The 22030-nt window shown below is 47.4% G+C and carries 19 protein-coding genes; 15 read left to right on the top strand and 4 right to left on the bottom strand.

Annotated elements, in window-relative coordinates:
- Positions 1–226: 226 nt before the first annotated feature.
- The 6 genes from C170_RS06435 (at position 227) to C170_RS06410 (ending at position 8273) form a co-directional block, all read left to right on the top strand.
- The gene (locus tag C170_RS06435; protein WP_017690959.1) at positions 227–910 is read left to right on the top strand and encodes a response regulator transcription factor; all 684 of its coding nucleotides are present in this window, start codon (positions 227–229) and stop codon (positions 908–910) included.
- 56 nt (positions 911–966) lie between these two features.
- Entirely contained in the window at positions 967–2472 is a 1506-nt protein-coding gene (locus C170_RS06430) for a HAMP domain-containing sensor histidine kinase (RefSeq protein WP_235200722.1), read from the top strand.
- Positions 2473–2557: 85 nt separating this feature from the next.
- Positions 2558–3472 carry an ABC transporter ATP-binding protein gene (locus C170_RS06425; protein ID WP_036607503.1) on the top strand — a complete coding sequence of 305 codons (915 nt, stop codon included), beginning with the start codon at positions 2558–2560 and terminating at the stop codon, positions 3470–3472.
- On the top strand, positions 3469–4185 hold the full coding sequence (locus C170_RS06420) for an ABC transporter permease (protein WP_036607500.1): 717 nt from the start codon (positions 3469–3471) through the stop codon (positions 4183–4185). The genes C170_RS06425 and C170_RS06420 overlap by 4 nt, the downstream gene beginning before the upstream one ends.
- A gap of 1 nt (position 4186) precedes the next feature.
- The gene (locus tag C170_RS06415; RefSeq protein ID WP_036607498.1) at positions 4187–4921 is read left to right on the top strand and encodes an ABC transporter permease; all 735 of its coding nucleotides are present in this window, start codon (positions 4187–4189) and stop codon (positions 4919–4921) included.
- Between the two features lie 643 nt (positions 4922–5564).
- Entirely contained in the window at positions 5565–8273 is a 2709-nt protein-coding gene (locus C170_RS06410; RefSeq protein WP_036607496.1) for a PAS domain S-box protein, read from the top strand.
- Positions 8274–8437: 164 nt separating this feature from the next.
- Here the strand turns inward: C170_RS06410 and C170_RS06405 are convergent, their stop codons facing one another.
- Positions 8438–9391 (bottom strand): L-lactate dehydrogenase, encoded by a 954-nt coding sequence (locus C170_RS06405; protein WP_036607494.1) that lies wholly within the window; start codon positions 9389–9391, stop codon positions 8438–8440.
- Between the two features lie 545 nt (positions 9392–9936).
- On the opposite strand from C170_RS06405, the gene C170_RS06400 reads away from it, so the two are divergent.
- The 6 genes from C170_RS06400 to C170_RS06375 all read left to right on the top strand — a co-directional run bounded on the left by C170_RS06400 (position 9937) and on the right by C170_RS06375 (position 14763).
- On the top strand, positions 9937–10623 hold the full coding sequence (locus C170_RS06400; protein ID WP_051447040.1) for a hypothetical protein: 687 nt from the start codon (positions 9937–9939) through the stop codon (positions 10621–10623).
- Positions 10624–10758: 135 nt separating this feature from the next.
- Positions 10759–11580, top strand: a complete 822-nt coding sequence (locus C170_RS06395) for a serine/threonine protein kinase (protein ID WP_162158957.1) — start codon at positions 10759–10761, stop codon at positions 11578–11580.
- A gap of 162 nt (positions 11581–11742) precedes the next feature.
- Positions 11743–11991 (top strand): hypothetical protein, encoded by a 249-nt coding sequence (locus C170_RS06390; RefSeq protein WP_017690948.1) that lies wholly within the window; start codon positions 11743–11745, stop codon positions 11989–11991.
- The gene (locus C170_RS06385; protein WP_036607491.1) at positions 11992–12267 is read left to right on the top strand and encodes a hypothetical protein; all 276 of its coding nucleotides are present in this window, start codon (positions 11992–11994) and stop codon (positions 12265–12267) included.
- A gap of 561 nt (positions 12268–12828) precedes the next feature.
- Positions 12829–13575: a type I methionyl aminopeptidase gene (map, locus tag C170_RS06380; RefSeq protein ID WP_036607489.1), complete on the top strand. Its 747-nt coding sequence runs from the start codon at positions 12829–12831 to the stop codon at positions 13573–13575.
- Positions 13576–13749: 174 nt separating this feature from the next.
- The gene (locus C170_RS06375) at positions 13750–14763 is read left to right on the top strand and encodes an NADP-dependent oxidoreductase (protein ID WP_036607487.1); all 1014 of its coding nucleotides are present in this window, start codon (positions 13750–13752) and stop codon (positions 14761–14763) included.
- Positions 14764–14883: 120 nt separating this feature from the next.
- Here the strand turns inward: C170_RS06375 and C170_RS06370 are convergent, their stop codons facing one another.
- Positions 14884–15369 carry a CcdC family protein gene (locus tag C170_RS06370; protein ID WP_036607484.1) on the bottom strand — a complete coding sequence of 162 codons (486 nt, stop codon included), beginning with the start codon at positions 15367–15369 and terminating at the stop codon, positions 14884–14886.
- A gap of 217 nt (positions 15370–15586) precedes the next feature.
- Between C170_RS06370 and C170_RS06365 the strand changes: the two genes are divergently transcribed.
- From C170_RS06365 to C170_RS06355, 3 genes are read left to right on the top strand one after another with little or no spacing between them, the layout of a single operon-like run.
- A complete protein-coding gene (locus C170_RS06365; protein WP_036607482.1) occupies positions 15587–16741 on the top strand; it encodes a HEAT repeat domain-containing protein in 1155 nt (384 codons plus the stop codon).
- On the top strand, positions 16722–18164 hold the full coding sequence (locus C170_RS06360) for a glycosyltransferase family 2 protein (protein ID WP_051447038.1): 1443 nt from the start codon (positions 16722–16724) through the stop codon (positions 18162–18164). The genes C170_RS06365 and C170_RS06360 overlap by 20 nt, the downstream gene beginning before the upstream one ends.
- Positions 18165–18218: 54 nt before the next feature.
- Positions 18219–19349 carry a hypothetical protein gene (locus C170_RS06355; protein WP_036607479.1) on the top strand — a complete coding sequence of 377 codons (1131 nt, stop codon included), beginning with the start codon at positions 18219–18221 and terminating at the stop codon, positions 19347–19349.
- Positions 19350–20617: 1268 nt separating this feature from the next.
- Here the strand turns inward: C170_RS06355 and C170_RS06350 are convergent.
- Both C170_RS06350 and C170_RS06345 read right to left on the bottom strand, forming a co-directional pair.
- Positions 20618–21190 (bottom strand): TetR/AcrR family transcriptional regulator, encoded by a 573-nt coding sequence (locus C170_RS06350; protein ID WP_036607476.1) that lies wholly within the window; start codon positions 21188–21190, stop codon positions 20618–20620.
- Entirely contained in the window at positions 21187–21918 is a 732-nt protein-coding gene (locus tag C170_RS06345) for an MBL fold metallo-hydrolase (protein ID WP_036607473.1), read from the bottom strand. The genes C170_RS06350 and C170_RS06345 overlap by 4 nt, the downstream gene beginning before the upstream one ends.
- Positions 21919–22030: the final 112 nt, after the last annotated feature.

Raw genomic sequence — 22030 nt, 5'->3', positions numbered from 1 at the left:
AATGAAATTCCTCCCGTCAGGTGTAGAACTTGTATGTACTTGGTAGACTTGATTAATATGACATTCCCCACGTTAATGGATAAGCTATAATTAGCATGTGTGGTAACGTAAAGGCTTGAACATTGTTTCAATAAGACATGAATTCATATGTTATAGACAGCTTTTACATGATGATGCTCAGATATATCATTAACCCAATGGGGGCAGAAAGGAAACGAATATTCGGATGAAAACCAAACTGTTATATATTGAAGATGATACGGAAATTGCGACTTGGGTCAGAGCCGATCTGGAGGAGCGCGGTTATGAGGTGGTATGGCTCGGCAGTGGTGAAGGTGCAGCGGAGGCTGCTGTCGGTTGTTCACTCATTATTCTTGATGTCATGCTGCCTGGGCTGGATGGATTTACGGTGGGCCAGCGACTGAAAAAAGAACATCCCGCCGTGCCCATTGTCATGCTCTCGGCCAGAACGTCCATTGACGATAAGTTGCACGGTCTTGATTTTGCCGATGACTATGTGACCAAACCATTTCACCCCGATGAACTGGCTGCCCGGATTGAAGTACAACTGCGTAAGGCAGGAACAGCGGTCTCATCGGATACAGCCCTGAAGCTGGATCATCTCTCCATCTATGAGAAGGACAACCGGATCGTCAATGAGGAGACGGGAGATGAGATTATTTTATCGGGAAAACAGTTCCACATCTTCGCCTACCTGCTACGACATATGGGCATGATTCGAACCAAAGAGCAGATCTATGAAGCCGTCTGGAACGAGCCCTATCTGGATGGGGACAAAACTTTAATGGTACATATTCGACATCTGCGCGAAAAGCTGGAGCTTGATCCGGCCAATCCAGTAGTTATTCAGACAGTCCGTGGTGTGGGATATCGTGTGAAGAAGCCATGATTCGGTGGTTCAGAGAACGGAAGATCATGAAGGGAGAACGGAAGGGAGAACGAAGCATGGAGCAAAAGCAATCCGGGCGGCGTAAGCTTCGCTTTGGGCGGTCCTTGATGTCCAGATACATCATCCTGATCTTGGCGGCTGTATTATTTGTCCCCGTCATTCTTCCGATCATGTCCATCATATATGTTGTTGTAGTGAATAACACGAATATGAATCAAGCGGCACCTTATGGTGACGTTACCCAGATCAGTAATTTCTGGTCGCTTGAAGCGGAGAACCTGGATGGTGCTTCGGATGAAGAGATTAAGGCCCGGTTGGAGCAATTACATGGCTCGTATCCCAAATCTTCCATGTATCGTGTGAAAGCGAGCGGTGAGACCCTCTTTATTCTCGGTAGTGAAGATGTAACGCTTCTGAAATCCACGTCGCCGGATGGCAGGACAGACACGACATTGAGATGGTCACTGGATTCCGGGCAAACGGCAGAGACCCGAATTCCAGCCGAATGGAATGCGAACAATACCGTGCAATTCATGAAAGAAGCTTCCTTTCGCGATCCGTTGACCGTAGTTTCATATATTGGCGGGGGTGAAAAGGACAGAGGACAGGGCTTCATGATCATTGAAGTGCCGAGATCACTTCTGCAAATGAATCACAGTAACGGGCTGCTGGAACTTTTGTATCTCGGCATTGTAATGACCATCATCTTTCTGAGCTTCATCATGATGTCGATCCTCTTCTTCGCACGCATTCGCAAACGACTTATTCGTTTGCAGACAGCCATGATGACCACAGGCAAGGAAGGCCTCCCGCTTCCGGTAGATATCCGCCAGTCAGACGAGATCGGTCAACTGGAAGAAGCCTTCAATCAGATGGTGCATCAACTGTCCGACAGCCGTCACCGTGAACGCGAGGAGGAACAATTGCGCAAACGTCTCATTGCGGGGCTTTCCCACGATCTGCGTACCCCGCTAACGGTGATTCGTGGACATATGCATGCCTTGCACAAGGAAGAGCTGAGTGAGCAAGGTGACCGTTCATTACATCGCATGGAAGCAAAGATGGAGGACCTCGGCGGGCTCATTGACAACATGTTATCCTACAATTTGCTCACGAGTGGAAAATATACACTGAAGCTGGAAGAGAAAGATATACTGCGGATCGTCAGGGAAACGGCGGCCGCCTGGTACCCGGTCTGGGAGAAAGAGCAATTCGATATTGATATTGACCTGCCAGAGGAACCGTTGATTTGGCATATGGATGAACAGGGCATGCGCCGTATTCTTGATAATTTGTTCCAAAACGTGATCCGTCATGCCGCCAACGGGAAATATATTGGTATATCTACTCAGGAGATTCAGGGTGAGACGGCCATCGTTATTCAGGATCGGGGTCCGGGAATGCAACCGAATTCCGACACAAAAGGCACAGGTCTAGGCTTATCCATTGTAGACCTGTTGATTCGTGAGATGGGTCTGCGCAAGCGGGTAGACAGTTCCGATACGGGTGTCCAGACATATATCTACAGTGGTAAGGGAAACAGGGAAACAACAAACAGCTGAAATAGCTTTTTTAAACTAAACTTAAACTAGAGACTACTTTGGCTTTAACCTTGGAAGGTTACGATAGTTCCGAGGTGATCATACAGTGAGTGAAAATATTATTCAAACAGCGAATTTATGGAAAACATACCGGGACCGTGCAGCGGTCCGTGAACTTGATCTGCATATTAAAAAGGGAGATATCTACGGCTTCCTCGGTCCCAACGGCGCCGGCAAAACAACAACGATTCGCATGCTTCTCGGCTTGATTAAACCAACCAAAGGCGTGATCCGTGTCTTCGACAAGGACATCCGCAAGGATCGCATGGATATTTTGCGCCGTGTGGGCTCCTTGGTCGAATACCCGTCCTATTACGGACATCTGAACGCAGTAGAGAATCTGGAAACTTTGCGCCGCATCATCAATGTACCAAAATCCAGAATTGCTGAAGTGCTGTCCATTGTAGATCTGACCAAGGATGCCAAACGTTCAGTAAAGGGGTATTCCCTTGGGATGAAGCAACGTCTGGGTATTGCCAGCGCTTTGCTGGGTGAACCAGAGCTGCTGATTCTGGACGAACCAACGAATGGGCTTGATCCTGCCGGTATTCAGGAGATTCGGGAACTGATCAAACGCATGCCTCTGGAACACGGCATTACCGTTCTGGTTTCCAGCCACTTGCTGAGTGAAGTCGAACAGATGGCAAGTCGCGTTGGTATTATCCGTGAAGGCAAGATGGTGCTTCAGGATACTATCGCAAGTCTGCATAGTCAGACGGGTAGTTCTATCCGGTTAACGGTTTCCGAGCCGGAAGAGGCTATGAAGCTGGCAAAAGAACAGGGACAATTTGGTCATCAACAAGGTGCTGCATTAACGTTCCCTTATATGGATAACAGTTCAGTGGCACTGCTTGTGCGCCGATTAATTGAACAGGATCATGATGTGTATCGTGTAGAGGAACAGCGTCAGTCGCTGGAAGATCTGTTCATGCGGGTCATTGGCGAGGGGGCTTCCATATGACCGGGCGTGCATTATCGTCAGACTGGCTCAAGATTCGGGGGAAAGGGATCTGGTTTCTTGTCTTTCTGGCCCCTCTTGGATTGACAGCTATGCAGGCGCTTAATTTTGGCTTACGGTTGGACTATCTGAAAGAGCAATATGCAGATAACCTGTGGGGCGGATTGCTCGGCAATGTGGTTGTCTTTGTGCCCTTGTCTCTGATGCTGGGAGCAACCATTCTCAGCTCCATGATCGCTAATGTTGAGCATGAACAGGGATCGTGGAAACAGTTGCTCGCGATGCCCATTCCCAGACCAGCCGTGTATTTAGCCAAGTTCCTGCTTGCTTGTGTGCTGCTGGTGATCTCCTGCCTGCTGCTAACCGCAGGAATTGTGGGTCTGGGTCTGATCCTCGGATTCCATGCCAGCGAAATACCTTGGACACATGCGATCAAGCTGGGGCTATTGCCTTTGGCTGGTGCACTTCCGGTGTTGTCACTGGAGTTGTGGCTCACGATGGTTAACAAAAATCAGGCGCTTCCCGTCACCCTGGGCATCGTTCTCGCGATAACGGGTATGTTCTCACTCAGTATCTCACCAATCTTTCCGCTCGCATGGGCACAGATGGCCTGGAATGGGCCTAATCCATACCTGTATGCAGGCATGGGGGCAGGTCTAGGGTTATTAATCCTGTTGCTGGGTATGGTGCATTTTAGCCGGAAGGATGTGGCCTGATATGAGCTTTGCGACAACGTACTTCCGAATCTTGTCCGCTGAACGATTGAAAATGAGCAAATCGCCCATATGGCTCCTGATTCTTCTGAGTCCACTCATTGCGTTGCTCATCGGACTGTTGTCCACGCCATCGGGGAATTGGCAAGTATTGATGACCACGATGGTTTTCCTGCACGGATTGTTATTGTTACCGATGCTGACTGGTGTGTTTACGTCCTTTGTCTGCCGTTTTGAACATGCAGGTGGAGGGTGGAAGCAGATGCTGGTTTTGCCGCTCACACGTTCAGGTGTATATGCAGGTAAACTGACGATTGTACTCATGCTTCTGGCGGGTACGCAAGCATTATTGCTGATGTCCATTCTGCTGGCAGGCATGTTTCACGGTATTACGATGCCAGTACCTTGGGGATTCTTGGTAGGCAAACTGCTGCTTGGATTGCTGGCCTGTGTACCCTTGGCTGCCCTGCAGATGTTCGTTTCATTGGTGTGGAGCAGCTTTGCCGCACCGCTCGCACTGAATTTTGCACTGACCATACCGAATATTCTCATTGTAAACTCGGCGACATTTGGGCCGTATTATCCATGGGCACAACCAATGATTCTGATGACACCCGTGGACGGTGCAGGTTTCGGAGCCTACAATGTTCCACTGGTCACAATGCTGGCGGTTGTTGGAGGCAGTGCTGTTATTTTCATTGGAATCGGCATGATGTATTTTGCAAAAAAAGAAATCTGAATAATCTGTTACACCCTTGGTTATCGTAGATCCAAATCCTCTTTAAGCAAAACATGCAAGCTCTATTGTATGTAGGCTTCAGGAGGATTTTTTCTAATGTCTGACCCACCCATCATGAATAGTCAGCTCGCTAACGAATCTGAGGAGTCTTAATCAGGGATTTGAAGTGATCTCAGAGCTCTAAGGAACCTGAGACATGTTATATCCAATGAAACAACCGTTTGCAGTGTTTATGACAGGAGATTATGGGGATTAACGTGTCTGATGTTCCTTAAAATTTAAAAAGGGCATATGTACGCCAAATAAGATGTCCTGAGTTCTTTAGAAAATCGTTTAGCCATTCGTCAGAATCGGCTGACTTGGAATTGAATTTCAAGCTTATTAGAGGCTTACATTGATCCTTGTATAACTTGTCTTTCCTTGAAGACGTCTCCTGAGTAATATTAAAAATCCAAGTATTACCTCACACATCATGTGAATTGAATCATAGATTGCAAGCAAAATGAGACGAGAATCTGGTAAAATAAAAAAAGCTGTTTCTAGGCAGGCTTACATGGTTATTCGAGGGTAGGCCCATTTCTGTAAGGGATAATTAATCCCTGCTGTTAGATGAAGATATTGGCTGAGAAAAGAGGGGTAAGCCTTGGATATTAATAAAACGGAAACCCTGAAGCGCATTATTTCTGAGGGAAGTTCTTACCAATCATTGTTTTTTAACCACCCGGATGCCATTTATGTGATGGACATCCATGGAAACTATATTGATGCTAATCCCTCGGTTGAGCGGATGTCAGGGTATACACTGGATGGCTTGATTCGTTTGAAACGGACTCAACTCTGTCCTCCGGACAGTGAAGATTCACGCAAAGAATATATTAAAGAGGTACTGGCTGGACGTTCAGTCAGTAATTCCATAACTTTTTATCATAAAGATGGTTCCCTGAAACAGGCAGAGATAACGTATGTGCCTATAACGGAGGGAAAAGAAGTTGTAGGAATCTATGGCATTGCCAAAGATGTTACCAATATCCTGGAAGTGCAACGTGAACTTAAGGAGGCACAGGAGAAATATCAGGTGCTGGCTGACCATGCACAAGATCTGATTACAACTTGTGCTACGGATGGCGAGTTGTTATACGTTTCCCCTTCCGTGTACACCTTACTGGGTTATAAGCCGGAGGAAGTCATAGGTAAGTCCTTCAAGGATTATTGTTATTCGGGAGATTATCCGGACCCTATGGATCTTTCCAAGATCGGCAATGGCTGCAAGATGCGTGTGTTGCACAAGAAGGGACATTATATCTGGATGGAGACATTGGCGAAACCTGTGGCTGGAGAGCGTGGCGAGAGTGTCCAGATTGTAAGCATCAGCAGGGATATCACCCAGCATAAGGATGCGGAAAGACGTCTTCGGGAAAGCCGTCAGCGATACAGATCGTTGTTCGAACATAACCCGGCAGCTGTGTATTCATTGAATCTGGAAGGTAAATACAGCGCAGTGAACAGCAAACTGGTGCAAATGTTGGATATTCCGCGCAATAAGCTTATTGGCCAATCTTTTTTATCCAATCTGGATAAATGCGAAGTGCAACATGGCAAACATTATTTTGACATGGTGAAGCAAGGCGAACCGCAATATTATGAGACCCGAGTCGTCAATTCAAGTGGTCGGAAGATTGAAGTATCTGTTACGAATGTGCCCATTATTGTGGATAAGGAAATGGTGGGCGTCTATGGGATCGTGTCCGATATTACCGAGCGCAAGGAATACACGGAACGGATTCAGGAGCTCAGCAAGCAACATGAGCTGATTCTCAACACGGTTACAGAAGGAATATTTGGTTTGGATGCGGATGGAATCACCATGTTTATGAATCCAGCAGCAGCTTCGATGTTCGGTTATGAGGCGAAAGAATTCATTGGCAAAAACTCACATCCCATCATCCATCACACCCGTGCAGACGGAAGTCATTTGCCACAAGAAGAATGCCCGATCCACATGACCGTGTTGGATGGACAGATACGTTCAATCAAGGAAGATGTGTTCTGGCGTAAAGATGGCAGCAGCTTTCTGGTGCAGTATCAGGTGACGCCGATTATTGAACAGGGACAGATTCAGGGCGCGGTGGTTGTATTTAATGATGTGACTGGCGAACGTGAAATTGTACGTGCCAAAGAGACAGCTGAGCTGGCAGCTCAGGCCAAGTCGGAATTTCTGTCGATGGTTAGCCATGAGATCCGGACACCGATGAACGGGATCGTGGGGATGACAGAATTGTTGATCGGTACCGATTTATCGGAAGAACAGCGTGAATATGCCGAGATTATTCGAGACAGCGGCGATGCTCTGCTGAACATCCTTAATGATATTTTGGACTTCAGTAAGCTGGAATCGGGGAAAATGGCACTGGCTTATGAACCATTTGCATTACGCAAGATGTTGGAACAGGTTGCCGAACTGTTTAAACCGCTTGCAGATGAGAAACATCTGGAGATCAGATATCGTCTCAATCCAAGCATTCCTGAGTTCATGGTCGGTGACGCCATACGTATCCGGCAGATTCTGGTGAACTTGGTTGGCAATGCGCTCAAGTTCACAGATCAGGGAAGCATTGAGGTTGCCGTGGATATTATCAAGGGTAGAAAGCCTGAAGACAGTGTTCTTGATTTTGCGGTGCAAGATACGGGAATTGGCATCCCGGCTGACAAGCTGGATCAGTTGTTTCAGTCCTTCTCTCAACTGCATCCGGTGATTAACCGGAAGTATGGTGGTACCGGACTGGGACTGGTCATCTCCAAGCGACTCGTGGAGATCATGGGAGGTAGTATCAGTGTCGAGAGCATAGAAGGGGAAGGCTCAACCTTCCGGTTTGCTGTTCCTGCGGCGAGTGTAGATGCTTCAGCAGAACAGACAGCAAGTCAGTTCCATCATGATCGCACACGTCAAAGTGATAAGGTGGCCATGCGTATTCTGGTGGCGGAGGATCATCCGGTGAACCGGAAGATTTTGCGAGAATATCTGGAGAAGCTCGGATACCACGCAGATGTATGTACTAATGGTGTGGAGGCAATTGATGCCATCTCTCAGAATGCTTATGATATTGTCCTGATGGATATTCATATGCCTGTGATGGATGGACTGAAGGCGACAGACCTGTTACACCGCCTAATTCCACAGGATCGCATACCTCCAATCATCGCAGTTACAAGCAATGCCAAACGTGAAGATAAGGAAGCTTGTCTGGAGATTGGTATGCGTGACTTTATTAGCAAACCGGTTATGCTGAGTGAGTTGAAGCGGGTGTTACAACAGTGGGGGCCAAGGGACGAACCTCAGCTTGCACCGAATTGAACAACTACTCAAATCAATTATGAAATTGATTCATCTGGCTGTGAAAAATAATAAACACAAACATGCCAATAAGACTCCTCACATGGAATGTTATTGGCATGTTTGTGTTGGCAGACTTTTGAAGTTGAACTGAAGCATACACAGTGGAGTTGTATACGAATGGCTTATACCAATGTCAGACGATTGATGTTACCTGATAGGATTTCACAGGAATTGTTGAATTTCTCACGTTCCGTTGCATCCAGATTCAATTCGATAATCTCTTGAATACCATTGCCACCGATGATTGCAGGAACACCGACGCATACGTTATGTTGCTCGTACTCTCCGTCCAGAATAGCCGATACGGCGATGATCTTGTGTTCGTCATTGAGGATGGAACGAGTGATATGCGCGAGGGCATTGCCGATTCCGAATTGGGTAGAACCTTTACGGGTAAAGATTTCCCAGCCGGCATCCTTTGTTTTGCGTGCAATATCCTCCAGATCCAGATGTTTGAAGCGCTCCTTGTGCTGATCCATGATATGCATAATCGGTTTGCCACCGATGGTCACATGCGACCAGGCCACGAACTGTGATTCTCCATGCTCCCCGAGAGCATAACCATGCACACTGCGTGGATCGATGGAGAAGACTTCAGACAGCAGTGTTTTGAGTCGTGAAGAATCAATGGACGTGCCTGTACCGATGACGTGTTCGCGCGGGAGGCCGGATAATTTCCATACCATATAAGTTACTATGTCAACCGGATTAGCAGCGACGACAAAAATCCCGTTAAATCCACTGTTCATGATCGGGACCACGATGTCTTTGGCAATCGACTCTGCTTCCTCCAGAATATCCAGCCGTGTTTGTCCTGGCTTGGGATTCGCCCCGGCAGTTAAGATAATCACATCCATATTGCCACAATCGGCGTACGTGCCTGCATATACCTTGGTGCGGTTATGTGTGAAGTCCATACAATGGGAAAAATCCAGTGCCTGTGCTACAGCACGGTCATACGTCCGGTCCACCATCATAATTTCCCTGCATATCGATTGATTAATCATGGAATACGCACAACTCGAACCGACAAGACCCGCCCCGATCACCGCTACTTTGCCTGATTTGCCTAACACTGCCGTTCAGCCCCCATTTAGATTGATATTTATCCATTACTAATGCGTCCTATGTTAAGTATAGTCCTTTATTTTATGCTGGAATCCACTTCTACGTTACATAAGATAACACATGGAAAAGCTGTGCAGCAATGATATCCGCTATCGCGGGAGCGTATTGGAGTAACGGAGTTAACAAAAATGACATGATTAATTCATAATCATACGATTTGACGGCGTTTGCACCAGTGTCATTCGACATGACAGCATTCATGCTTGTTGTCGGATTGGGGGTTATTTGTGCGGATCATATACCTGACAAAACTTCTTAGGAATCCGCAGAAACAGAACAAAACCGCCAAAGGGATCTGCCGAGAAGCTGACGAATACATACGGACAAGCAAAAGATAAGCATACTTGATCCATGAGACAGGTTGCCCCGATCCGATGACGGTTCCATAAAGGAACGCTGAAGCCATAATGTTTTTATCCAAGAATCAATTTCATAACTCACTAAAGGTATTATGAAATTGATTCCCAAAAGACTTCATTCCGGGAGGGAATTAATGATGATTGAAGAAGCAGGAGCAACGACGGAAACGGCCAAGAGCCTGGGCATAGGTGCCAGTACTCTTCGTAAATATGCGGCGGCATTGGAAGAACAGGGATATCGGTTCGAACGGTCCGCCAACAAATCCAGACTATTCAAGTCCGACGACATCGAGTGCATTGAACGCCTGATGACTGAACTCAGAGAGCATAATCTACCCCTGGCTGATGCAGTGGTGACTGTATTGGCTCCAGAAGTACCTGTAGCTGTAGTAGAAGTAGATGTCCCGGTGGTGGGAATTGAAGGTCTGTCAGAGACGGAATGTGCAGCGACAGTCATGTCATCTGTACTCCCTCAAGAACCTGAAATAATGGGTAATCTGAGATCCTATGAAGGTCTGGGGCAACTGGTAAGTGAGGTGACTTACGGTGCAGTGGAACAACAACAGGATGATCGGGTACAGCTGCTACAACAGCGGGTCGATGAACTGGAGCTGACCCTTCAGCATCTGGCTGATACACATATGGCTCTTCAGGAACAGATGGAAAAACAGCGTCTATGGATGAACGAGAAGCTGGAAGAGGAGCGGGATCGTGAACTCGTAACCAATCTGCGCAGTTTCCAGGGAAGAAAACGCAAACCCAAAGGAGTATCCCTGCGTATGTTGTTCGGGTTCCTGCCCAAGAAGCATAAGGAAGCTTGAGCAACAGGCATTTACCTATCGTGATTTTGCATTATGGGCCTGATATAATAAGCTCCATACAACATGAAGACTGGCAACGAACTGCTCAGTATAGATAAAGACTGAGTGGATCAGGAAGCTGGCGTGGGAGGATCTGTGGAGCTGCGACGAAGTTGGCAAAGATTGCTTGGACTATGGACGGATCGTCCTCGGCGGGAAGGCACGACCATTGCTGAGCGTTATACAATACAGGAATTGCTGGGTATGGGGAGTTATGGGCTGACATACCTGTGTACAGATGACCAGAACGGCAGGGAAGTGGCATTGAAGGAGTCCAAGCCTAGCAAGGGCAGACTCTCTGCGCACCTGTTGGAGCGGGAGGCGGACGTGATGAGACGTCTGCATCATCCAGCGATCCCTGATCTATTGGATGTGTTCACATCCGGGAGACGAAGTTATATCGTTACCGAGTATATTCGTGGACAGACGCTGGAAGATTGCATATTTGAGCAAGGTCTTCGATATACGGAGCGGGAATGTCTGGAATTGGCAGGTCAACTGCTGGCTCCGGTGGCTCATGTGCATGAGCAGGGATATATTCATGGAGATGTGCGGATTCCCAATGTCATTTTACGTGGAGGGACGGTGCATCTGATTGACTTTGGCCTGGCGAGACGCTTGGGGGAGCCGTTGTTGCCGGAGCTAAAGCGACGTATGCGTGAAGTCCCTGAGCCTGAAGATGAGCCGGCTACACCGGATCATGATTTGCAGGATATCGGCCACTTTCTTCTCTTTATGATGTATTCGGCTTATGAGCCAGAGAAGGGCCGTGAACCCGCCAGCTGGCAGGAGGAACTGAAGCTTACGCCGGAATTGCACCAGATGCTGGAGCGACTCCTTGGACTCCGTCCAGGTTATGAAGGCGGAGCGATGGAGTTACAGGCAGAAATTGAGAATGTGTTGCTGAAATTACAATGAATAAGCTTTATAGGCGGACCTATATTTGTTATCTGTGACCTCTTCGTATTATATCTGCAGGGGTTTTTTTCCTTTTTTTGCTGAAAATGCAAAACGTATCAAAACAGTGGGTTAAATGATATAATGGATAACAATTACACGTTGAAGGAGGCGATTCATCTTATGCTTAAAAAACTGGAAGGCGATCATGCCGAATTATTCAAAACATGGTTTCATAGCAAAAAAGACACCATTGTGGATATTGAAGGTAAGCATTATTTAATCAAGCCGCTGGAAAACGTGGTTCAGGAAGAAATAGAAAGTGATCTGGAACTCAAAACTCTAATTATGCAAGCCAAAAAAGATATTTCTTCGGGTAGGGTCTACTCTACAGATGATATAATTGACGCAATTGAAAAAGGGAATTTATAGATGTTGATCCAGTGGACACCTTCAGCAAGACAGGCTCTCGCTCAAATCAGAAGTGTTCGTTTCACTCAGGAAGAGACAAAGCTCTATAAGATTGAACTAGTTCGAAGAATTGAATTGAAGGTGGCTGTCATGGCGGAATCCATGCCAGCTCAGGAACCATCCTGGCAAGGGACGTACCGGATATTAGTTGATAAATTTAAAGTGTATTATTCGTTCTCTCTGAATAAGCGAATTTGCTATATTGAAGCATTAAGACATCAAAATCAGCAAAATTGATACATACTTATATAGAAACAATAAAGGGGTGTTCTGCTGGCCGTAAGTACGGCTGGCGAACACCCCTTTATTACATATTCATTTATTGTAGCGTCTAATAAGCTGGTGTGATCATTGCTCTTTAAAACCAGTTGTGTTAGCAGCTTAGCTGGAGCTGTATTTTCTGCTTTTGTAATACCCGGAGCCACTACGGCTATCCCGGTATTTCACATCCGAAGAAGAATAGCGCTTGTAGGAACGCTTGCCTGAGGAACTACTGTGACGTTTATATGAGCGCCTGTCGGAGGAGCTATGACGTTTGCGGTGAGATGAAGATTTGGAATCGATAAGTTTGCCGATAATCTTTTTGAACATGAGCTTTCACCCTTTCGACTTCAACTGTTTTAAGCATATACGTGGCCAGATATGGAGGGGTTTCGATTTTTTCATGGATAATTGTATTCAATGGACAGGAGCTTGGCGTATAATAGGATGTTGCTGATTGCGCGGAATTTTTTATTTTGAGCGTTTAGCGTTACAATAGAGGACAGGATAAGATTTTAACGGACAGGAGCAGTTGTTATGATTACAATAAAGACCAAAGAACAGATTGAATATATGAAAAAAGCCGGAGAAATTCTCGCCGCATGCCATAGAGAAATTGCAAAGATGATTCGTCCAGGCATTACGACACAGGAGATCGACCAGTTTGCAGAAGCTTTTATGAAGAAAAATGGCGCTACGCCGGAACAAAAGGGATATAACGGGTACCAATATGCGACATGTGCGTCGGTTAATGATGTGATCTGTCACGGGTTTCCGGGAAAATATGCACTGAAAGACGGCGATATCGTTACAATCGACATGGTCGTTAATCTGAATGGCTGGCTGGCGGATTCGGCTTGGTCATATGCCGTAGGTGAAGTGACTCCGGAAGCACAACATCTGCTGGATGTAACGAAAAACTCTCTGTACAAAGGCATTGAACTTGCCGTGGTGGGCAACCGGATCGGAGATATCTCCAATGCGATTCAAGTGTATGCAGAAGGTGAAGGCCTATCGGTTGTGCGTGAGTTTATCGGACACGGCATTGGTGAGAAGATGCATGAGGAACCACAAGTCCCTCACTACGGTCCGCCTCATCGGGGTCCGCGTCTCAAGGAAGGCATGGTTATTACGATCGAACCGATGCTGAATATTGGTACGTTCCGAAGTAAGCTGGATTCAGATGGATGGACTGCTCGTACTTTGGATGGAAGTCTGTCTGCCCAGTATGAACATACGATTGCGATTACGGCGGATGGTCCAGTGATTTTGACAGCACAATAATAGCCAAAAGCAGCTACAATGTGACGATATTTGCATATTTCAAGGCGGCCCACGTTTGTGAACCGCCTGTTTCGGTTTAAACTATTAAGAAGTGATAACACAGAGCCAGTGGTAAGTGATCTCAGCTGACAAGGGTTAACCTTGCGTCCACTTGGCAACAAGGAGGTAATTTTGGTGTCTTTAAATAAACAGATCGTACTTGCTTCTCGTCCCGAAGGTGCCCCATCCAGAGAGAATTTCAAATTCATTGATGCACCTCTTCCTGAACCGGAAGCTGGGCAAGTCCTGGTACGTACATTATATTTGTCGGTTGATCCATACATGCGGGGCCGCATGAAAGATACAAAATCCTATGCTGCACCGTACGCGTTAAATGAAGTGATTAAGGGTGGAGCCATTGGACAGGTTGTGGAATCTTCGGAACCGAATCTGCGCAAAGGTGACCTCGTATCCGGTATGTGGGGCTGGCAGCAATATGCCGCAGTGAATACGGCTGACCTTTCGCTAATTGATACTGAAGAAGCACCAATCACGGCTTACCTGGGTGCGCTGGGCCTGACGGGTCTGACGGCTTATTTTGGTATGGAGGATATCGGCAAACCGAAGGACGGCGAAACGGTTGTTGTATCGGGAGCAGCCGGAGCGGTAGGCATGATTGCAGGTCAGATTGGTAAAATTGTGGGAGCACGCGTGGTTGGTATTGCAGGCTCTGATGAGAAATGCGCTTATTTGAAAGAAAAGCTGGGCTTCGATGTGGTGTTGAATTACAAAAAGGAGCAGGATATGTCAGCGGCCATTGAACGGGCTTGCCCGGACGGTGTAGATGTCTACTTTGACAATGTGGGCGGGGACATCTCGGATGCAGTCTTGCGCCACATCAATCGGAATGCACGTATTCCGTTATGCGGTCAGATCTCGTCCTATAATCTGGAGAAGCCGGATATCGGGATGCGACCACAGACGTTGCTGTTAACAAATACAGCATTAATGAAAGGTTTCCTGCTGGGTGACTATACGAAATCCTTCAAGGAAGGCCGCGCCAAGTTGGCGAAATGGATCAAGGAAGGTCATATCCAGTATGAAGAAAACATTGTGGACGGGTTCGAACAGACACCGGAAGCATTCATGGGTCTCTTCTCGGGAGATAATCTGGGCAAGCAACTGGTTAAGGTTGCAGATCCTGAATAGATATTGAATGGTTTACATGTACAATTAGGTTGAAAACGAAAAGACACGTTCTGCACACCGAGGGTGCAGCAGAACGTGTCTTTTTTATCTGTAAATCTGTGCGTGGTCTATGTAGGGCGACTAGTGTTCGGCGACCAGCACTTCTTTGTAGTGTTTGTACATATATACACGCCAGCGTACAATCATGCCAAAAGCCAGCAGGAAGAACAATCCGCCTGTTTGCGGAATACTTACATATCGCTGAATGACTTCATGCAGGATCAGGCGTACGGCCAGCAATCCAAGCAAGATAAAAGCAAAGCTGCGAGAACGTGTGGCAAAAATTTCTTCACCTACTCGTTCAAACCGTGTACTGCGAATGAGGGGATAGGAGAAGAGGAACCAGCCCACCAAAAACGCAAAGAATGCCCAGAGTAGAGGAACATGTGTTGCCGGTACAACAAACATGAGAAATCCTGTGCTCATGCCGAGCGGAGGAATAAGGATTTTACGAATGGTCACCGGTCTGTGACTGGCTTTCATGCGGATGAAGATGGCAAGCAGTGCCATGACAAGCATGCCCACGGTTGCTCCGATTTGCAGGTAGTACGGACTGATTTGAGCCACGTAGAACTCCCTCTTTCTGGAATAATATGTTATCCGGAGATCCGGAACCCAATACGAATTGCCGGAATTTTCAGTTCCTATTATATCACAAACGCAGAAAGCCGATAGAAAGCTTAGTGTATCATATACCCGATATGTATTCACAGGGTGTATTTGAAAATTTTGTATTATTGTGCCCGTTGTAAGGCTGTTTATTCGATTAAGGGGAAATCATGCAATGATTGGACAACAATGGATGTATATCAAGCTTATCGGCTCACATCATAGAGGGTGGCTTGTAGGCAATACAGATTGGTTAGTACATGTGGTCAGCCTCATATGTGCAAGTGTACTAGCTTTTTTGCTGGTTATCTACGGTTACATCTTATGGATGAAATATAGCAGTAGGCACAGGGAAAAGGTTAAGACGGTACTGATGCAGGAATTACTTTCCGAAGATTCAGTGTTACAGCAGTATCTGGGCCAAGGAGAAGTGAAAGCTGACTTACTGAACATGAGTGGAGATCAACAGAGTGTTTTGCAGCAGCTGTTATTGCAACGGCTTGCTCAAGGTCCGGAAGAGCACGAGACTCTGCGAATTCGTCTGTTATCCTGGCAAGTCTTTGGAAGTTCATACCGGTCGGTTCTGAAGACGGGAAAGTGGAGTGAACGGGTCAACACGTTGTTATATATTGAACAGTTTCATATGATAGAGCTTCTGCCCAGGTTAGAGGATATGCTGCGGGTTACTTCCTGTACGCCGCTTGAACGCTTCATCATATTGCGCATATATGCCAGAACCGGTTATTTCAGAATCGTGAAGGAATTGATGCGTGAGCAATATGTATGGTCCGATTCACAGTATCTGCAGATTCTGCTGTTGCTTACCGATTCATCCTGGACTCGTCTAAAGGATCATTTCAAGGATGTACCTTACCAGGTCCAGTCTAATATCGTCCATGCCATTCGTATTCGAGATGATCAGACGGAGGGTGCTGTTGTCCTACTGGAGAAGCTCATTCTTGGAGAGGATGCATTGCTCCGTACCCATGCGTATCAGGCATTGGCTCAAGTGAGCAGAGGTCGTGAAGATTTGCTGAAGGGGCTATTGCTGGTATGGAACGAATCTGGTGAGGAGAGGCAACGCTTTGAAAGACTAACAGTGACCCAGCTTATGGGTACTGTTCATGCGGATGCTTTTATTCCTAGACTGAAGGTAATGATGGGTGATCCTTCTTTTCAGATCCGACAGGAAGCGGCGAACTCTCTTGCCCGGTACGAGCAGGGACTTGAAGAGCTCCGGGATACGGCTGTAAACCATCCGGATAAATATGCAAGGCAGATAGCGGAGGAAACGCTGGAAAGGATGCAGTATGGACGAAAGATGGATTGAGATGCTGCGGAGTTTTGTTTTGGCATGTTACGAGGGGATATTTATCTATCTGGTGTTAGCGATTGTGACGTGTAGTGTTCTGGTCGTTGCTGCCGCTCGCACATTGATCCGCCAGAGGGATCTGGACCCGCTGCAATATCATGAGATGTTGGATGAAGAACTGGCTCCTGCGGTATCCCTGCTTGTTCCGGTGCGGAATAGCGAGGATACGATCGTACAGCGAATCAGCTGTCTGTTGGATATTCAGTATGCACGTTATGAGGTTATTATCATTAATGATGGATCAGAGGATGAGACCATGCGGCGTCTAAAAGAAACCTATGATCTGATGCCCATTCGGAGTAAAGTTCATTATTCGGGACTCGGTCAGGAGACGGCTCAGATTAAATGTGTCTACCAATCCAGATTACATCATCGTCTGGTTGTGATCGACAAGGCTTATGGGGGACGAATGGACTCCCTGAATGCCGGTCTGAATATCTCGCAATATCCTTATATCGCCTCTGTTGGACCCAGGACAGTTCTGGAACGGGATGCATTGGTGAAGATTATGAAGCCCGTTATGGATGCTCTCCCAGGAGAAGAGGTCGTTGCTTGTAGTGGACGAGTAGATCTCATGGCCTCCAGAAATACGAATCAAACGGATTTAACCGACAACGGCGCAAGAAGGACGGGCAGTACGTTGTTTGTAATGCAGACCATTGAATACGTGCGTGCTTTTCTGATTAGCGGTGTGGGCCTTGTTCGTTATAATATTAATGTGCTTTTATTTACGTCTGAAGTATTCGGTATATTCAAAAAGAACCGGGTGTTGGAAGTTGGAGGTTACAAGCGCGATGACCAGGTCGCTCACATGGAACTGGTGATGCGGTTACAGAAACATATGAAGCAGATTCGGGAACGTGGCCGTATTATATATATTCCCGATCCGATCTGCAGGGTAGAAGTACCCGGTACATGGCATCAGCTGTGCAGACAGCGTATCGGTTGGCACATGCAGCTTGCAAGCAGTCTATGGACTCAGCGGAGCATGATCTTCAATCCGGCCTATGGCTGGATGGGGATGGTATCCATCCCGTATTTTATTTTGATCGAATTGTTGGGGCCTGTGTTGGAACTGGGAGCGATCGTGCTGTTCATTGCAGGCATAGGGCTACAGTGGGTGGATATTAACCTATGCATCATTCTCGTTCTGCTACTGACCCTCTATGGTTCCTTGTTGTCCGCAAGTGTGGTGATGTTCGAAATATGGTGTTCACGCAAGGTATATACGTCCCGAGAGGTGACACGTCTGCTGTTGTATGCATGTACGGAGACGTTCTGGTTCAGACCGCTGAATAACATATCCCGTATATATGGCATGTTGCAGGCTATGGGATTGCGGAAGGCAGAGGAAAAGGACAGCAGACATGGATTAGGGTAATCTAACGATCGATCCTGACAATACCTTGGAACAGAGCAAGGAGGAATACGCTTCATGAAAAAAAGTTACAGGCCAGCCACGATGTGGACGTTGGCTTGTTTTACAGTGGTATCGGTGGTGCTGGTTGTCCCATGGATTATGTGGCAATCCCAGGCCCCGGTTTCACTGAACATCATGATTATTGACAAGAGCAGACCGGACTTGTCCTATCAGGGGCACAAGGGGTTGGTTTGGCTTCTGAATCAACAGAAGATTGTACAGCACACAGGGGAATACTACTCGTATGAAGAGGATTATTACGGTTATGATCTTCAGAACGGGCTTCCACGGATGAAGCAACTGCTGCCTGATGAGGTGACAGATACGGATCTGATCTATCTGACGGCGAATCGGAGTAGTCTGTCTGCACACAAGAGTGAAGGGAAACAAGGCGGAATCTATGAAGGATTAACGATATATGATGTGCAGAAAATCCGCGAGGCTGCGTATAAAGGGGTAACGATTGTTGCCGAATACAGTGCATTGGCAAATACGGCTTCCAAGATGACAAGAGAGCAACTATACCCCATCTTGGGTGTGGACAGCAGTGGATGGCAAGGGAAATCGGTATCTAATCTGCAAAGTATAGAAGAAGTACCCCGTTGGATTCGGACGAACTATGAGCAACAAGAGAAGAAGAAATGGTCTTATCACGGAGCGGGTATGCTGCTGATCCATATGGATGGACAGGTCATGGTACTGGCGAAAGGTCCGGATGTGAAGACAGGCAATATACAGATTGCATTTACACCGGAAGGCAGTGATTGGAGCGGCATAACCCAGGATATACATTATAGTGGCTGGTTCGATATCATTGTGCCGCAAGAGAAGAACTCCATACTGGCCTGGTATAAGACGGATCTGACGGAGACAGGTGAGCAGAAGCTGGTGGATGCAGGAATTCCTGCGGAATTTGCTGCACTGGTCCGGTACGACGACTATAATCGGTCGTATTACATGGCAGGGTCCTTTGGAGAGATGAAGCATTATTCCTTCTGGCGCCGAATCCGTGGATGGGAGGTCGTCCGGTCCAAGCTTACGCCAGATCAAAAAGATATTCCGGACATGTTCTACTGGAAAGTGTACGTGCCCGTGATGAAGCATATTTTGAATGAAGTGCAGGATGGACGGCAGCAATGGCCATAGATAGATTATCGAGAACCGTTTCGATGGAAAAAGGGAAGCCAAAGTCCATTCCACCTTGCGAGAGGAACGGGAGATGTACATATTAGAGAAGTGCGTAGATGTGAAAGGCAAAAGTGCGGTTGAGAGACAGGGCGGATCAAGTAAGGATCAGATGGCCAGGTGAAATGGGACTGGGACTGGGTAGATCGAATATGTTTCAGACTCTTACCGCCCTGAACAATGGGAGTTGTAGCTAGATCCAAAACAAAAATTGTCCCGCTGCGGCGTACATGTAGTGAGATCTATTAAATGATTCGTATTAGGACACGTATTAAAATAAGTACTAAAGTGTGCATCACGACCAGGGTAAGCTCCGTATCTAGAATCGCCCCAATGTGTGTACTGAACTGTAGCGTGATCTATACATGAATACTAATAAAGCATGTACTACCATGTGCATTACGAGCAAGGTAAGCTTCGTATCTAGAATCGCCCCAATGTGTGTACTGAACTATAGCGTGATCTATACATGAATAGTAATAAAACATGTACTACTATGTGCATTATGATCAGAGTAAGATCCTTATCGAGTATCGCCCCAATGTGTGCACTGAACTATAGCGTGATCTATGCATGAATAGTAATAAAACATGTACTACCATGTGCATTACGAGCAAGGTAAGATCCTTATCTAGCCATGTATCCGCATCCGCATGATCAACGCAATTTGGAGCATGAACGCTCCGTATTTAGCTCCATAACACAATGTGTGTCTGGATGTGTGCCGCTATGGCAATGTGATTTGAAGCACCGTACGTAGCACGTTCTAACGAACTCAGCACATCTTATATGTCCTAATTTGGTACGTTGGTAAATGTAACGAATCACAGACACGTTAAATGACGGAATATACTCATTATTCCTGTCCCGCAGCCAGTTTTCTGCGAAATAGGACGTGTGGAGTTCGTTAGTTGTTGTTATTCGCTCTAATTGCCGCTATAGAGTGTCCTCGGTTCGTTAGATTTTGGTCAGAGGGCACCGATCATGGCATCGTGCAACCGAGGCGCCACTTTTCTCTGTATTAAATGAAATTGTAAAGAAAGAAATTATAAAGAACACAAGCGGATGAAAGATGAATTCAAAGTGGATGTTAATGTGTTAAAAGTCATTGGCGCAACTATAACATTATTACTGTCAAAATCTATCTATGGGATGTACCCAGTACACGGCAATGAAAAAGGACTGCAGATCCTCTGCAGTCCTTTTTCATGATGCAATGCGTGGCTTAACTAGTCCTGGTGAAGATGCCGGAGTCCGTGCAGGAAGGCGGATACGGTCAGACGCAGACTTTCGTCCGGATCAAAGTCCATGCCGAAGCCGCCCTGTGCCTCAATGGAGGCAAATCCATGGCAGAGGCTGCGCAAACCACGAACGGCGTGCAATGCTTCCGCTTCGGTGAGCGGGTAGGGCTGCAAGCTGTGCAGCAGCAACTCCAGCGTGGCTGTGCTGGCCGCGGCGAGCTGTGGCTCCTCGCGGTCCGGGGCATGAAATGAGGCTTCGTAGAGCCCGGGGTGCTCGCGAACGAAGCCAATGTATGCCGCAGCGATGGCCTGAATGGCATCATCGCCAGTTCGGTCAGCGATAGCCGCGGTTAATGCGCGGCTAAGCTGTTGCACGGACATCAGCGCCATTTCCTGGCGAAGCCCGGGAAGTCCGCTGATGTGGTTGTAGAGCGACGGCGAGCGCACATCCAGCCGCTGTGCCAACGCGGCCAGTGTCAGCGCCTGAAAGCCGTCGCTGTCAGCAAGCTGGGTGGCGGCGCTGAGCAGAGCGCCGCGATCCAGCCCTTGCCGGGGGCTCATAGCTGCCCCCCAGCAAGACTGAACCGCTGCTGTGCATCAGCGGTTGCCGCGCGCATGGCGCCCGCGGGCTGGCGCAGCATCCGTCCGTGGCCTACAGCCAGCACGGACGGTTCCAGCTCCGCCAGGCGCTTCGCGCTGGCCAGAGCCGCTTCGCGGTTCCACGTCGCCAGCGCGGGGAACGGGAAGAGCGGGCGCACGCGGCCGGATACGGCAAGGCCGCCTTGCAGCTGGTACGCGTCGCCAGCGATGAGAACGCGGCTGCGCGTATCCATGAAGGACATATGCCCCGGCGTATGTCCTGGTGAGGCAATGGCGACCAGTGAACCAATCTGGTCACCGTCATTCAGCAAGTGGTTTGGCTGGGTGCGCACCGCTTTGGGCTTAGGCACGCCGCCGCGTACCGGGGTTTGAGGCTCACCGGGAAGAAGGGAAGTATCACCCGTCAATAGACGTGCATCTCGTCTGGAGATGAAGACCTCGGCTTGGGGCAGTGCCTCTGTGAGACGATCCAACGCACCAATATGGTCGCTATGCGCGTGAGTCAGAATGATCTTGGTAATGGGTTTTCCAAGGGACTGGGCAGTTGCCAAAATCCCCTTAAGACTGACCGGTATTCCGGCATCAATCAGGGTTAAACCATCTTCCTCTTCAACCAGGTATACGTTCACAGGGAAGAGTCTTGGGAAAAACGTAACTTGAACGACATCAAATTCTCGGGTAATACGCATCGTTAAACCCTCCTTAAAACTAATGGTATTAGTATAATAACTAATGGGATTAGTTTTAGCAATACCTGTTGTTTAATTTATTCAAATAAAAAAAATTTAAAATAATGATGCA

This window comes from Paenibacillus sp. FSL H7-689, from assembly GCF_000517905.1.
GTDB classification, from domain to species: domain Bacteria; phylum Bacillota; class Bacilli; order Paenibacillales; family Paenibacillaceae; genus Paenibacillus; species Paenibacillus amylolyticus.
This window is presented reverse-complemented; position numbering and strand designations above follow the sequence as displayed.